Genomic DNA, 15,009 nt, shown 5'->3' on the forward strand with positions numbered 1-15,009 from the left:
TTCGACAATCGGTTCTGGTTCATGATGCTCGCTCGACTCTTGTCTTTCGACAACTGGTTCGGATTCTGGTTGAGAATAGCCGATCGACTCTACGGTTTCTGAAACTTCTACATTTTCGACAATCGGTTCTGGTGGAGAAGGTTCTATCGGGAGTCTCTCACTTTTATAAAAAACATTTTTTACAAAAGTGAGCATCCTGCTTGCTTGTTTAGAGATCTGTAGCGAGTAAGATCCTCGGGTTCCTGTGACACCCAAACTGAGATGCTTCGCTTCACTCAAATCTACGGTTTCTGCAACTGGTTCTGATTCTGGTTGAGGATGTTCTATCGGCTCTACGGTTTCTGCAACTGATTCTAATTCTGGTTGAGGATGTTCTATCGGCTCTACGGTTTCTGCAACTGGTTCTAATTCTGGTGGAGAAAGTTCTATCGGCTCTACGGTTTCTGCAACTGGTTCCGATGCGGAATGAGAATAATCAAGCAACTCTTCAGTTTCTGCAACTGCTTCCGATGCTGAATGAGAATCATAGAGAGACTCTGGTTTATTTGAAACGGGCAGATTGTCCGGGACGATCGTCGGTTGTGATTCCGATTGATGAGAATCCGCGATCGAATCTTGAATTTCTGTGGCTTCTTGGAGATTTCGATCGACCTCCGGTTCGCTGTGAACCAGATTTTCTTCCGGTTTCTTTTCAGCCGCTGTCAGCCTTAAAAACACATCTTCCAGAGTAGCGCGAGAGCGGCGCATTTCGCAGAGTCCGAATCCAGAGGCGAGGATAGCTGTAGCAATTTCTCGTCCGGGTTCTCTTTCCGGTTCGCACAAAACCCGCAGGCGGTAGCGATTCACTAAAAATTGCTGGCTTGGAATTAATTCTACCGATCGAACTCCTGCCAAATTTTCCAAAGAAGGCAACAGCAGACTGTTTACCAAATCTGCCTCGCCTTCGACTTCGAGTTCGTAGCCCTCTCCCACCGCCAACTCTCCCATCAAATTTTCGGGACTACCCGCAGCGGCGATTTTTCCGCGATTGATGATGGTAACGCGGTTGCAAGTCATGCTGACTTCCGGCAGAATGTGCGTAGAAAGGATGATTGTGTGCTGGCCGCCAAGACTTTTGATTAAATTGCGGACTTCGATGATTTGTCGGGGGTCGAGGCCGACGGTTGGTTCGTCTAAGATAATGACCGGCGGGTCATGGACGATCGCCTGGGCGATACCGACGCGCTGGCGAAATCCTTTAGAAAGTTTGCGGATTAAAACTTTGCGTTTATCAACCAGGCCGCAGCGTTCGATCGCGGAGGTAACTCGTCGCGCGCGATCGCCTGCAGGTACTTGCTTAATCCTGGCCACAAAAAAGAGAAACCCTTCCACAGTCATTTCAGGATACAGTGGCGGGTTTTCCGGCAGATAGCCGATGCGCTGTCTGACGGCCATCGAGTTTTCGTGAACGTCGAGGCCGGCGATGCGGGCCGTACCGCTGGATGCCGGCAAATATCCCGACAAAATCCGCATCGTTGTGGTTTTGCCCGCGCCGTTTGGCCCCAAAAAACCGAGAATTTCTCCTGATTCGACCGAAAAAGACACGTCCGCGATCGCTGCGGTCGAACCGTAAGTTTTGCTTAAGTGTTCTACTTCAATCATTTGTCAGAAGTCACGCGATTTTAGGTTTTAGATTTTAGATTTACTTTGCCAACCACAGGCGGGACGCCTGTTCCACGAAGTTGAGAGTCCCGCCCGATCGGCGGGTCGATCGAATTTATGGCGAAATTTTTAATTTGATTTTGTCTTCCAGTGTAGTCTGGCAAGAACCAAATCTATCATAAGGGTCGAGCGTACTTTGAAGCAAAATGCTAGGGAGTACGGTGCGAAGCGCGGAAATGATTAGCCGATATACATCGAATCGCTACCAACTGAAGCATCCTACCAGTAGAGTCCGTGCTTAACCGAACCCTCAACTAGCTGCGTTCGCTACAGACGCGGGGCTGTTTCTAGGTTGAGTAGCGCTTACGCGCCCCTCCGCCTAACGCGCCTTCGGGGTTCGTTCAAAAAAATCTCAACTCCTTTTCCAAATCTTGATTTCCCCCAACCAACCGGCACTAATAATAGTCTTACCGTCGCTGCTAATCGCCACAGCGCTAACGTAGCCAGCATGACCGCTCAAATTACCTCTCAATTCGCCCGATCGCACATCCCAAAGTCTCACACTCTTATCCCAACTCCCACTAACCAAAGTAGTGCCATCCCGACTGAAAGCCACCGACCAAACCCCGTCGGTATGCCCGCTTAAACGCCGAATTAACTGCCCGTTTCCTGCATTCCACAAACCGATTGTACCATTGCTGTTTCCCGCAGCTAAACTCTTGCCGTCGGGAGTAAAAGCTAGCGACAAAACAGACAAGCTTTTGCCGCTAATCGTGCGAATTGCTTGACCTGTAGCTAAATTCCACAACTTAATTGAACCGTCTTTGCTGCCGCTAGCTAAAGTTTTGTTGTCGGGACTAATTGCAACAGCATTCACCAACCCAGAATGCCCGGTCAAAGTCCGCAGCAACTCCCCCGTTTTGGCGTTCCAAATCTTAATCGTTTTGTCCCAACTGCCACTGGCTACAAATTGACCGTCGGGACTAACGGCAACGCTCGAAACTGCATTGGAATGCCCGCTCAAAGTGCGTACAACCGCGCCAGTTTCTAAATTCCAAATTTTCACAGTTTTGTCGTCGCTGCCGCTAGCTAACACCTTGCCATCGGCACTCGCGGCCAATGCGTTTACGGCTTCCGCGTGACCTTGCAGGGTAGTTTTTAATTGCCCGCTGGGAAAATTCCAAACTGAGATAGTGCCGTTGCTATTTCCTGTAGTAAAATAAGCGGAAGCTAGGGCAAGGGAACTGACAACTTCCGAAGGCCCTTTGAGGGTATTTGTGGCAGCAAAGGCGATCGTACTTGCGGGCGTGCGGGGCGCATTATTTGCCGGAGTTTTCGGGTTCCCGGCAGTAGGAGATTGGGGAACGACTGGCAGCGAAATAGTCGATCGCCATTTCATGAAAGTATTGATTTCTATCCCCGCCGCCACGATTTTATCGGAGTTGTCCTCTAACCTGACAATGCCGTTAATTGCGACAACTCGCCCTGCATCGTCGAGCACTGGGCCGCCGCTCATGCCGGCTCTCACTAAGTTGTTGTATACCAAAGTATAACCGTTCCAAGGAGTTTGGCGGCCGGTAAGCTGACCTTCCGTGGCGATGAAAATCGGCTGTCTCAGAGAACCGCCGGATATCGGCCAGCCCGCCACATAAGCCTTGTTTCCCTTAGTTGCTGCGGAATTGGCTAATTGAGCCAGGGGGTAGCTTTGAGTGCTGCTGAACGGCACGACGGCCAAATCCGCACCGGGCATTCGCCGCACGAGGCTATAGTATACAGAGTGAGCTTTGCCGTCCGGAGTTACAACCTCGTAATCGCCTGCTTTATCGACAACGTGCCAGTTTGTGAGAATATAGTATGTGCTGCCTTGTTTTTCTAAAATTACTCCTGAACCGCCTTTTGGCCCCTGGATGCGAACAGTAATTTGTTGGGCAACGGTTTTAACTTTGTCGGCGGTTAATGCGAGGGCAATTTGAGGTGATGTGAGTGGGATGAGGGCGATCGAACTCAGGGCGATCGTAGCACTCAAAATAGCCGGAATTGTTCTGCTGTAATTCATTATTGTGTAAATTTAACATACCCACATATCAACTGACGGATAACTTTTCCGGTTTGTGGCAGATTCACGGTTGACAACGCCAAAACGCCTGCGCGATCGAACTTTCGACATTCGCACAAGCCTAAAAATATTTGACACAGCCCTCTGGCTAGCAGAAAAATTTAGAATCGGGAACCGCACCTAGCCTCAACAATAGCCACTGGCTGATCTCTATTCTTTTCTCGGCAAATCAGAATTTGAGCCAAACGCTGCTCGGAATAATACCCATTAGCCATCCAGCCGATGGGTGCGCCTGCGATCGCGCCAACTGCTAAACCAGTGATCAGGCTCCCAATAAGATGCTTTCTGGCGATCGGGTTTTGTTGCATAAAAATTTATCCTAAAGACTTATCCCTTACTAGAAGTACCATAAATAAAATTTACTGTCTTCCTCCTATTTACTTATTTCCTAAGTAGTAACCAACCCTCAGTAGGGTGGGAATACGCACATTATCTATCACTAAGTAGGGTGCGAATTACGCACCTTACTTAGTATATATGCTGCCCAATTCTATGCCAAATCAAACAGCAAAAATTCAGCATCTTCCGTAGCTTCAATCGCCAATTCAGACTCGCCGCTAACCGCCGCAGCGTCGCCATTTTTCAAAGGCAAACCGTTGACCAAAACCGAGCCGCGAGCAACTTGCACCCAAGCGTGGCGATTCGGCTGCAAAGCATGAGAAACCCGCGAGTCTTTATCCAAAACAGCCGCATACAAATCAACATCTTGATGCACTTTCACAGCACCATCTCTCGCATCTCGTGCCGCTACTAAACGCAGTTTTCCGTGCCTTTCTGCTAGGGGAAACTCTCGCTGCTCGTAACTCGGCTGCAAGCCTTTTGTATCGGGTAACAGCCAGATTTGCAGCAAATGAACCGGGTCTTTTTGCGAGTTATTGAACTCGCTGTGCTGGATACCAGTACCTGCACTCATCCGCTGTACTTCACCGGGTTTAATCACTGCACCAGTACCCAAACTGTCCTTGTGTTCTAATGCTCCTTCTAATACATAAGTAATGATTTCCATGTCGCTGTGCCCGTGAGTGCCGAAACCTCTGCCGGGGCTAACGAAATCCTCATTAATTACCCGCAAAGAGCGAAAGTTCATATAATTTGGATCGTAATAGCCGGCAAAAGAAAATGTATGGTAACTGTCTAGCCAACCATGATTAGCGTGTCCTCTTGCTTCACTTTTTCTAACGGTAATCATTTTCTCAATCCTCAGTGAAATTTATCGGGTATTTCTTTGATGTTTTTATTTTAAACATAGTCAAGCTATTATGGATAGTACGCACTTAAAAGTGCGGTACTTACCAAAAAGATACTATGCAAGTTCAAGAAGCAAAGGTCGATCGAGCAAATTGCCCTGTAGAACGCACTCTAGAGGTGATTGGCGGGCGCTGGAAAGTCTTGATTCTGCGGGAGTTGTTTCAAGGAGTGAAGCGTTTTAACGAGCTGCAACGAGCTGTCAACGGCATTACTCAGAAGATGCTGACGCAGCAACTGCGGGAAATGGAGTCAGACGGGATTGTACACCGGGAAATTTACTTGCAAGTGCCGCCAAAAGTTGAATATTCGCTAACGCCTTTGGGCGAAAGTCTCAAACCGATTATTAATGCCATGCACGAATGGGGAATTCAGCATATTAGCGAAGATGGAAAATGAGCAGTTTCTAGATTTTTTTTCCGTCTTCCGACAGATTTCAAACTTTCAACCTAGTTCAACAATAATAATATGAACAACATAGAGCGTCTCGCCACCCTCAACCGCATCCGCAAACTCAGCCGCCTGATGGATACCGCCATTGGCATCCCCGGCACCAAATTTCGCATTGGTTTAGACCCCATTATCGGTTTAGTTCCGGGTGCTGGGGATATCGTAGATACCGCGTTTTCCGCATACCTAATTTATTTAGCAACTCGATTCAACATCCCCCAAAAAACTCTAGGCAAAATGATTTACAATATCGGTCTAGAAGCAGTTGTGGGGTCAGTACCTCTAGTCGGAGATATCTTCGATGCTTTTTATAAATCAAACATGAGAAATCTTGCTCTTTTAGAAGCACACCTCGAAGAAGCTGAACCAGAACTAGCCGCAGTTGCCGAACCGGTTCCTCAATCTATTAAATTGTAGGTACGGGTTTCACAAACAATAATTGTAAATAACCAACAATCTCTCAAACCCGCCCCATCAAACGAAAAATCACAATGTACATTTTCCGCATTCGATCCAAATTTAATGTTGATGCGGGTTGTCTGTTGTGGGGAACGGGTTGATCTAGATAGTTGGTACTCGTCAGATATTATTCGTAAAACCCCCCTTATGAAATAATTACTGATGTCGTTTAACCGCTTCCACCAAAGCAATAACATCCGCTTCTAGAGTATTAAAAGCCGTTACCAGTCTAACAGTACATTCATCCCACCGATAAAACAGAAAACCCTCAGCTAAAACCGCTGTAATTACCGATTCTGGAAGTTGAATAAAAATCTCGTTAGCTTCAACTTGATGGCAAAACTTCGCTCCCTCAACTTCCGCCAAACCTTGGGCTAATTTGGCTGCCATATTATTTGCATGAGCCGCATTCTTCAGCCACAAATCATCCGTTATATACGCTTCCAACTGCGCCGACAAAAACCGCATTTTTGAGAAAAGATGCCCGCTGCGCTTGCGGTAAAAAGGGAAAGTATTTGCTAATTCTCTATTAAAAAAAACCACAGCTTCCGCAGCCATTGCGCCGTTTTTTGTCGCTCCAAACGATAGAATATCCACACCTGCGCGCCAAGTGATATCAGCCGGAGAACAGCCAAGACTGGCGACAGCATTGGCAAAGCGAGCTCCATCCATGTGCAGGTGCAAATTGTGAGCGCGAACTACTTCCGAAATATGGGAAATTTCCGCTGGATTGTAGACTGTGCCGGCTTCCGTTGCTTGAGTGATGCTGACGGCTGCGGGCTGTACGTGATGGACGATACCTGCACCAGCGCGATCGAGTATTTTTCCTAAAGTCTCTGCATCTATTTTACCATGATTTCCTGTTACTGTGACTAACTTGGCACCGCCTGTAAAAAACTCCGGCGCACCGCATTCATCCAGATTAATATGAGATTCCGCGTGACAGTAAACAGCCCCGTAAGGAGGAGTCATAACCGCAAGGGCCAGAGCATTAGCAGCAGAACCTGTTGCTACTGGAAAAACAGTCACCGATGTCTCGAATAAATCCGAAAATTTAACTTGCAAACGCTGCGTATATTCATCATCTCCGTAAGACATCACAGCACCGGAATTAGCCGCTGCAATCGCCACCATAATCTCCGGCGAAACCCCGGTTGCATTGTCGCTACAAAAATTCATTAGAATAATTGGTAAATAGAATCTATAATATAACTCAATCCTCAGCATTCAACACTCAAGCATTAAACCAAGAGGCACAATTATGGCAGAATACCGCCAAATAGAATACCGCATCGGCAAAGACGGCAAAATTACCGAAACCGTCCTCAACGCCACTGGTTCGAGTTGCACTGAGACCACCGCCGAAATTGAAAAAGCCCTCGGAAAAATAGAATCTCAAGACTTGCTGCCAGAATACTACGAAGGCGAAGAAAATTTGAGCGTTGAACAAACGCAGACTTTAAAACAGGTTTAGAAGAGTTAAAGATGTTTGAGATCCTCGGTGCAACAGTTGATGTAACAACAGTGCCTGCCTTCAGCTTCGCGCTGGCTGTCGGGGGCATTTTTCTCATTTTAGTCTACCTTTATGCTGCATCTGAGGCGGGAGATGCGATCGAGTTTAAGTACGATAAAATTCTGCGGGAACGCATGAATCAGCTAGACATTCTCGATTGGCAAGACTTAGGCGAAAAAGCAGGTTTAAGTCGCTTTGGAGTGCGCTTAGTGCGGCAGGGAGACGTGGGAAAACTCACGCTAGACCAACTGAGACGGCTGGCAACAGTGCTGAATTTGAATTTTCAAGAGTTCGATCGCACTTTGAGCGCGCTGCCAATGTCGGCTACAATCACAACTGATCCCAGCGAAATAGAAGAATTGAGGCAGCAGTGTTTCCGGCTGCGATCGGAATTGCAGCAGCAAAAAGCTCAACTAACTGCCGATTTTCGCCGCGCTACCTTTGAACAGTTGCAAACTTTGTTAACTAACTATCCCGCAGCCCGCAAAATGGCAGAAGCCAAGCCGGATATGCCCGCCAAAAATCTCTCAGCTTTGTTTACTCCCTTAGAAAATCTTTTATCAAGTTGGGATTTTGAAATGATTGGTTCTGCGTGGGAACAAACTGCTTACAATCCGCAGTTGCACCAGCCGGATGTTGAGGATATAACCGAAGGAGAATTAGTTTATATTCGGTTTGTCGGCTATCGAGAGGGAGAGCAAATTCTTACTCCTGCTAAAGTTAGTCGTACCCTTCCAGCGGGAATAAAAAATTAAATTTTAAATTTTAAATCAACATGACTACAGTTGCCATTGACTTCGGCACCAGCAATACGGTTGTCTGCATTCTTAACCCGGATACGCAAACACCAGAAACTTTGAGATTGGGCGAGATCTCCCGCATTTTTAAAACGAATAATTTGAGCGGAGATATTCGAGAAATATCTGTAGTACCGACTTTAGTCTTTGTGAAAAATGCCGGAGAGTTGGTGCTGGGAGAAAAAGTGCGATCGCAGCGTTTGGGGCAATCCCAGCCAGACCGTTTTTTTAAAGCTTTTAAACGCAATTTAGCTGCCGATTTTCAGCCACCGCCCCGCAATATCGACGGCGAAACCTACACAGTCGAATCCGTGGCAGAACAGTTTATCAAAACTATTTGGAAACAATTATATTTACAAAATATACAGGCAGACAAAGTAATTTTTACCGTCCCCGTTGGATCATTTGAGCGATATCTAGATTGGTTTCGCGACTTAGGAGAAAGTTTGGGAGTTGCGGAAGTTCAGGTAATAGATGAATCCACAGCCGCCGCCCTGGGATATGCAGTACAACGCCCCGGCTCTCTAGTTTTAGTAGTTGATTTTGGCGGCGGAACTTTAGATTTAAGTTTAGTTCGCACTGCTCTAACCCCCCCCTTACCCCCCCTTAGCAAGGGGGGGAGAAATCTCGCTTCCCCCCTTAGCCAGGGGGAGAGAAATCTCGCTCCCCCCCTTAGCAACGCGGGGACAAATCTTGCTCCCCCCCTTACCAAGGGGGGGCTGGGGGGGGTGCGTGGCGAAGTATTGGCAAAATCCGATGCTTATGTAGGCGGCGAAGATATTGACATCTGGATTGTCGAAGATTATTTGCGGCAAATTGGTTCGTCGCGGGCAGAAGTCGGCCCAGTTGGCTGGCAAAATTTATTAGAAATAGCGGAAAAATTAAAAATTCAAGTTTCTCAAGTTAATGAGGCGAAGGAAAGCTGGTTTGACGATGAAAATTTTATGTCTTACGACTTGCAGCTAAACCGAGACAAGCTTGAGGAAATTCTGGAATCTAGGCAGTTGTTAGAACAGTTGCGGGAAAGTTTAGATGAAGTTCTGAGTATTGCACAGGGAAAAGGTATCAGCAAAGCAGATATCGAACAGGTTTTGCTGGTAGGAGGAACTTCTTTAATCCCGGCTGTATCTAATTTAGTGGTTTCGTATTTTGGGCGGCAAAAAGTTCAAAGAGACAAGCCTTTTGAAGCAGTGGCGCACGGTGCTTTAGCCTTGACACAATTAGCGAGTGTTGACGATTATTTGCGCCACACCTATGCAATTCGCCTTTGGGAACCTTATGCTAAAGCTTATGCTTATTCGCCGATATTTAGCAAGGAAATGAAGTATCCCTGTCAAAGTTCCGAAGAGTTGACGCTGCAAGTGGCAATTGAAGGGCAAAGGGAAATTCGGTTAGATATTGGGGAAGTGGCGGAGGTATCGCAAGCGGAGGTTATTTTTAACGAAAAAGGGCAAATGACGAGCAGTTGGCTCAACAAACAGACGGATTTTCGCTCTCTGGACAGCCACCACCAGCAGGTTTGTGTGGCGCATTTGAACCCGCCTGGGGTATTGGGAATTGACAGGGTTTCGGTGAGTTTTGAGGTGGATGAGAAGCGGGTTTTGTTGGCGACAGTGCGGGATTTGGTGACTGGTAAGGTGTTGGTGGAAAAAGGGGCGATCGCCAAACTGCAATAATGGTAAAATTTTTAGATAACATTCGGATATTGAAATCGCTACTACACAAACTCTCGTCCGGATGGTGCGCGGACTGAAGAATATTTATTTAAATCAAATTTAGGCTGCCATGAAAAAGCAACAAAATAAATTCAGCCACCTGACGGCCATCGAAAGAATTTACCTGTCATTTCCGGCAAGATTTTTATTGGATAAAAACTTGCTGCAAGGGAAAGTCTTAGATTTTGGGTGCGGCTTGGGCAGCGATGTAAAATTGTTGCAGCAAAAAGGCTTCGATATTACGGGTTATGACCCTTATTATTTCCCTGAATTCCCCGAAGATAAATTCGATACAATCATTTGCTTTTATGTTTTGAATGTTTTGTTTCCTGAAGAACAAGCTAATGTCCTGATGGAAGTGTCGCACCTGTTGAAACCGGGAGGGAATGCGTATTTTGCGGTGAGAAGGGATATCAAAAAAGAAGGCTTTCGAGAACATTATGTCCACAAAAAACCTACATATCAGTGCATTGTCAAACTTCCATTTAAGCCAGTTCACCTAGATGAGTATTGCGAAATTTACAAATACGTGCATTACAACCATCAAAGAAATTCTACTAATAACTGCATATTCTGCAATCCGTATAAAAACCTAACTTTGCTAACTGAATCAGCAACAGCTTATGCGATGTTTGACGGTTATCCCGCCAGCAAAGGTCATGTTTTAATTATTCCGAAGCGTCACGTTGCTAATTATTTTGAACTTCCGTTTCGAGAGCAATCGGCTTGCTGGTTTATGGCTAATAAGGTGCAAGAAATGTTAACTAAAGAGTTTCAGCCAGACGGGTTTAATGTGGGAATCAATATTAATAAACAGGCTGGTCAAAGTCGCAGTCACGCGGCTATTCATGTTATCCCTCGTTACAAGGGCGATACGGCTGGGAATAAAGGCGGAATTAGGTATGTGATTCCCAAGAGTGAAAAATAAAAGTTAGCCAATTGTGAAAGGAATTATTTTTTACCGCAGAGGCGCAGAGAACACAGAGGAATAGAGAAGAGAGGAATTCATAATTTTTGTAAGGATTGTTATATTTGAGCAAACGGCGAGCAAAATAGAGTTAAAATGTGTTTGCAAGGTCTAAAACTACACATTAGCAGCAATTTGGTGTTCTGTTTATGTCTAAGCGCAAAAAGCAAGAATGGCTCAAGGAAACTCTAGAGCTCAAAGAAGACCACAATTGGAAGTCAAAGCCTGGAACTCGAATTTTTGTAGCAGGAAGAGGTGCAGTCCGCTTTGATGTCCCGGAAGATTGGCATTTTGAACCGGATACTAACTCGTTCCGATTTACGGATAAAAAGCCGCCGGATGATGATTGTCGTTTGGAGGTTTCGTTTAATTTGCTACCACCTAATAACTGGGCAGATTTTCCGCTGGTGCCGTTATTACAGAAGCTGGTTGAAGATGATACGCGAAATCCGATCGCTCCTGGGGAAATTATCCAATTGAAGCGGCAAACTGCCCGCATTGTTTGGACTGAATTTAAGTTTATCGACCCTCCTGAACAGCGGGAAGCTTATTCGCGAATCTGTATTGGATTGGGTTCTAATGTTCAGTGTTTGATTACTTTTGATTACTGGGTTGACGATGCTGAACGTTTGACTCCTGTCTGGGATACGGTTATGGATTCGTTAGTTCTGGGTTTGTTTATTAGCGACCCTCGAACGGGGTTCGCACGTCCAGACTAGACCGATTTTCTGGGAAACTTTCAACAACTACTTTTGCTAAGTGTTGGATTGGCAAGCTACCAGTCAGTAAATTTAGAACCTACATTAAACTTTACAACCGCTTTGCCATGAAAATATCTGGCTTGCCAATTCCGTTGGCGTCGGGCATTACTCCCACGATCGCAAAACCCATTTTTTGATAAAATTCGTAGGGATGACCGCGCAAATTTTTAATTTTGGCGATGTGTTCCCAAACGTTAGGATAAAGATTGATGCCTGAAAGAGTGGTTTGATTGTCTTGGTCGTCGGTGCCCACCCACAGCACGATCCCTCCCCGGTTTTTAGCTTCTGCTGCTAAATCAGCTACGAGCGATCGACCAATTCCTTGTCCCCGAAATTCTGTTCTCACTACCAGCGGGTGCAGTTCCCAAACATTACCGTCATACTGTTTAATCCCGCCAATCCATCCCAAAACTTGATTGCTGTCGCCGACAGCAATTCGACTGATGCGATCGGCTCCCAAAGATTCTTGCACTTCTTGCAAAGCAGAATTTAGATCGGGCCAAGCACCGGGCCAATGCTCTTTAAAACCTTCAACTATTAATCTAGCTACCTGTTGAATTTTCGGCTCGTCAACCGCACGCAAATCTGTAATTTGTACGTTCATGAATTTACATACTAAATCAAGGATAAGGATTACGGGCTAATACGCTCATCAACCGGATTTTATAATCGGGGTAAACGGAAAAAAGGAAATATTATTCCTAGTCTTCAGGCTCCTTATGTTTCCAAAGCGAAAAGTTATTATTAAAAACTTGCGTGAAGCGAAGCTATCCCGCAGGGAATCGCCCGATCTACAATTCCCCGCAAAATACTAACATAAGTGCCGTACAATTATCCCACCATCCGGCATCAACCAACCTGCTAACCCCATGCTTTGCGATTACCTGGTACAAATCCTTACCGCCCGCGTCTACGATGTTGCTCAAGAAACAGCCCTAGAAGTCGCCCCCAATCTATCAGCACGGCTCAACAATAAACTTTTGCTGAAGCGAGAGGATATGCAGTCGGTGTTTTCCTTCAAACTGCGGGGTGCGTACAACAAAATGGCGCAACTGTCGCCGGATTTGCTAGCACAAGGTGTCATTGCAGCTTCCGCCGGCAACCACGCCCAAGGAGTCGCCCTCGCCGCCCGCCACCTGGGAACTCGCGCGATTATCGTCATGCCCGTAACTACGCCGCAGGTGAAGGTAAATGCGGTGATAGCCCGTGGTGGAGAGGTAGTTTTGCATGGGGATACCTACGACGATGCCTACGCCTTTGCGCGCCAATTAGAGGCGGAAAAAGGTATGACTTTTATTCACCCTTTTGATGACGCCTACGTGATTGCTGGACAGGGTACGATCGGCATGGAAATTCTGCGGCAACATCAAAAACCAATTCACGCGATTTTTGTGGCAATTGGTGGGGGTGGATTGATTTCGGGAATTGCGGCCTATGTCAAGCGGTTGCGGCCGGAAATTAAAATTATTGGCGTCGAACCGGTGGATTCCGATGCCATGAATCAATCGCTGAAAGCCGGTAAACGAGTGCGTTTGTCGCAGGTGGGTTTATTTGCTGATGGCGTTGCTGTGCGGGAAGTGGGGGAGGAAACTTTTCGCTTGTGTCAGGAGTATGTGGATGAGATTATTTTGGTGCATACGGATGATGTTTGCGCGGCGATTAAGGATGTTTTTGAAGATACGCGATCGATCTTAGAACCTGCTGGCGCTTTGGCGATCGCAGGTGCGAAAGCTTACGTCGAACGCGAACAAATCGCAGGAGAAACCTTAATTGCTGTGGCTTGCGGCGCGAACATGAATTTCGATCGCCTGCGTTTTGTAGCAGAAAGAGCCGAGTTTGGCGAACGCCGCGAAGCCATTTTTGCAGTCACAATTCCCGAACAAGCTGGCAGTCTCCGCAGGTTTTGCGAGTGTCTTGGAAAGCGCAATTTAACTGAATTTAGCTATCGAATTGCGGATGAGAAAGAGGCACATATTTTTATCGGTGTACAAATTCAAAACCGTGCCGATGCGGTGAAGATAGCCGCAAGTTTTGAAGATTGTGGCTTCAAGACTTTGGATTTAACTGATGATGAATTAACGAAATTGCACGTGCGGCATATGGTGGGCGGGCGTTCGATGCTGGCCAATCATGAATTGTTTTATCGCTTTGAATTTCCCGAACGTCCGGGTGCGTTGATGAAGTTTGTCGGTTCGATGAGTCCTAACTGGAATATCAGCGTTTTTCACTATCGAAATAATGGGGCTGATTACGGGCGAATTGTGGTGGGAATTCAAGTGCCGCCCGATGAGATGCAGGAATGGCAGGCTTTTTTGGATACGCTGGGCTATCAGTATGGGGATGAGAGTCAGAATCCGGCTTATAAGTTGTTTTTGAGGTAGGGTTTTTTGGGGAAAGTTACCCTCTTTATGAAGGAGGCGGTTGAAACCGGGGCACCCTACAACACAAACTAGAATCATCGTGCAAACTCATAGGCAATATTCGTGATGCGGCCGCGCCAGTAGGGCAATAGCGAGCCATCAGGCAGTTGCCACGCCACCTCACCGGAGAGGGGAATCCGCATACCGTCTCGCAATTCGTAGTCCCAGAAGCGGCCTTGCCAGGGCGCAAACACCAGCCCGCCGCTAACTGTACGGGCGCGGGCCTCAGCGCGGAGAGTGGCGATTAGCCCTGCTTCATCAAAGCGGAAATCCAGGGAAACAGCGGTGTCGCCATCCTGTAGCGTTGCTCTGGCCGAAGAATTGTCGATCGCCTCCCAGCGAACACCCTGACTCGGCAGCAGTCTCGTCGGATACCAAGCCGCCTCCGCGAAAAAGCGCATCAGTTCCCCTTGTGCAGCTTCAGGAGTGCCGCGGATATCCGCCAGAGTCACCAGACCAAGCAGCGCTGCATGGAGGATGCCTTCGCCAGAAATATAGGCATCATGAACAAACGCATTGATACCGGGCATCATGGCAATTCGCCCGTCCCAGTCAAAGCCAGGGCGCTGAGTAATTACGAGTTGAGTTGAGGTGAAGGCGCTCCATTTTTCTGCGGTTTCGCTCATGTTAAACGTGCCTTCGTGGGAAACCCGCGCTGTTGCAATTAGCGGTTGTCCATCCTGGAGCACCGCGCGAAAGTAGCCCTGCACTGGCTGGGGTAAATCGGCGATTTCCCGCGCATCAAATGTGAGAGGTTTAATCGGCAAGCGTGCAGCTTCCAGATTCGCTCGCAGTTTTTTGGTACCCAGATGCCAGCGGTATGCCCCAAGGGCGATCGCCCCAACAATGCCAACTACCAGCGCCAGGATGATTAGTACGATCGGCGATCGCCACATGGTGATTCCTCTTGATACCTAAAAACGAG

14 protein-coding genes and 1 pseudogene are annotated in these 15,009 nt (G+C 47.1%); 8 read left to right on the forward strand and 7 right to left on the reverse strand.

Annotated features, from left to right (window positions below):
* Positions 1-597: 597 nt before the first annotated feature.
* The 4 genes and pseudogenes from QUA33_RS07215 to QUA33_RS07230 form a co-directional block, all read right to left on the reverse strand.
* Positions 598-1,641, reverse strand: a pseudogene (locus QUA33_RS07215) (ABC transporter ATP-binding protein); the annotation flags it as partial.
* A 412-nt stretch (positions 1,642-2,053) separates the two neighbouring features.
* The gene (locus QUA33_RS07220) at positions 2,054-3,697 is read right to left on the reverse strand and encodes a WD40 domain-containing protein (RefSeq protein WP_333147642.1); all 1,644 of its coding nucleotides are present in this window, start codon (positions 3,695-3,697) and stop codon (positions 2,054-2,056) included.
* Positions 3,698-3,858: 161 nt separating this feature from the next.
* The gene (locus QUA33_RS07225; protein WP_333147644.1) at positions 3,859-4,065 is read right to left on the reverse strand and encodes a hypothetical protein; all 207 of its coding nucleotides are present in this window, start codon (positions 4,063-4,065) and stop codon (positions 3,859-3,861) included.
* Between the two features lie 182 nt (positions 4,066-4,247).
* Entirely contained in the window at positions 4,248-4,946 is a 699-nt protein-coding gene (locus tag QUA33_RS07230; RefSeq protein ID WP_333147647.1) for a pirin family protein, read from the reverse strand.
* A 116-nt stretch (positions 4,947-5,062) separates the two neighbouring features.
* On the opposite strand from QUA33_RS07230, the gene QUA33_RS07235 reads away from it, so the two are divergent.
* Together QUA33_RS07235 and QUA33_RS07240 are read left to right on the forward strand one after the other, a co-directional pair.
* Positions 5,063-5,401, forward strand: coding sequence for a helix-turn-helix domain-containing protein (locus tag QUA33_RS07235; RefSeq protein WP_333065923.1), 339 nt, complete (start codon positions 5,063-5,065; stop codon positions 5,399-5,401).
* A gap of 69 nt (positions 5,402-5,470) precedes the next feature.
* Positions 5,471-5,869, forward strand: a complete 399-nt coding sequence (locus tag QUA33_RS07240) for a DUF4112 domain-containing protein (protein ID WP_190737102.1) — start codon at positions 5,471-5,473, stop codon at positions 5,867-5,869.
* Positions 5,870-6,067: 198 nt separating this feature from the next.
* On the opposite strand, the gene QUA33_RS07245 is transcribed toward QUA33_RS07240, so the two are convergent.
* Positions 6,068-7,090, reverse strand: a complete 1,023-nt coding sequence (locus tag QUA33_RS07245; protein ID WP_333147649.1) for a low specificity L-threonine aldolase — start codon at positions 7,088-7,090, stop codon at positions 6,068-6,070.
* A gap of 82 nt (positions 7,091-7,172) precedes the next feature.
* Between QUA33_RS07245 and QUA33_RS07250 the strand changes: the two genes are divergently transcribed.
* The 5 genes from QUA33_RS07250 to QUA33_RS07270 all read left to right on the forward strand — a co-directional run bounded on the left by QUA33_RS07250 (position 7,173) and on the right by QUA33_RS07270 (position 11,622).
* Complete coding sequence (locus QUA33_RS07250) at positions 7,173-7,385, forward strand: DUF2997 domain-containing protein (protein ID WP_333094589.1); 213 nt, start codon at positions 7,173-7,175, stop codon at positions 7,383-7,385.
* Between the two features lie 11 nt (positions 7,386-7,396).
* Entirely contained in the window at positions 7,397-8,179 is a 783-nt protein-coding gene (locus QUA33_RS07255; protein ID WP_333147651.1) for an XRE family transcriptional regulator, read from the forward strand.
* 20 nt (positions 8,180-8,199) lie between these two features.
* Positions 8,200-9,897, forward strand: a complete 1,698-nt coding sequence (locus tag QUA33_RS07260) for an Hsp70 family protein (protein WP_333147653.1) — start codon at positions 8,200-8,202, stop codon at positions 9,895-9,897.
* Positions 9,898-10,006: 109 nt separating this feature from the next.
* Positions 10,007-10,864 carry a bifunctional class I SAM-dependent methyltransferase/HIT family protein gene (locus tag QUA33_RS07265; protein WP_333147655.1) on the forward strand — a complete coding sequence of 286 codons (858 nt, stop codon included), beginning with the start codon at positions 10,007-10,009 and terminating at the stop codon, positions 10,862-10,864.
* 188 nt (positions 10,865-11,052) lie between these two features.
* Positions 11,053-11,622 carry a hypothetical protein gene (locus tag QUA33_RS07270; RefSeq protein ID WP_333147657.1) on the forward strand — a complete coding sequence of 190 codons (570 nt, stop codon included), beginning with the start codon at positions 11,053-11,055 and terminating at the stop codon, positions 11,620-11,622.
* Positions 11,623-11,713: 91 nt separating this feature from the next.
* Here the strand turns inward: QUA33_RS07270 and QUA33_RS07275 are convergent, their stop codons facing one another.
* On the reverse strand, positions 11,714-12,268 hold the full coding sequence (locus tag QUA33_RS07275) for a GNAT family N-acetyltransferase (RefSeq protein WP_333147659.1): 555 nt from the start codon (positions 12,266-12,268) through the stop codon (positions 11,714-11,716).
* 244 nt (positions 12,269-12,512) lie between these two features.
* Here QUA33_RS07275 and ilvA point away from each other — a divergent pair, with 244 nt between their 5' ends.
* Positions 12,513-14,045, forward strand: a complete 1,533-nt coding sequence (gene ilvA / locus QUA33_RS07280; protein ID WP_333147680.1) for a threonine ammonia-lyase, biosynthetic — start codon at positions 12,513-12,515, stop codon at positions 14,043-14,045.
* A 74-nt stretch (positions 14,046-14,119) separates the two neighbouring features.
* On the opposite strand, the gene QUA33_RS07285 is transcribed toward ilvA, so the two are convergent.
* Complete coding sequence (locus QUA33_RS07285) at positions 14,120-14,980, reverse strand: DUF6920 family protein (protein ID WP_333147662.1); 861 nt, start codon at positions 14,978-14,980, stop codon at positions 14,120-14,122.
* Positions 14,981-15,009: the final 29 nt, after the last annotated feature.

This window comes from Microcoleus sp. Pol14D4, assembly GCF_036701245.1.
In the GTDB taxonomy this organism is placed as follows: domain Bacteria; phylum Cyanobacteriota; class Cyanobacteriia; order Cyanobacteriales; family Microcoleaceae; genus Microcoleus.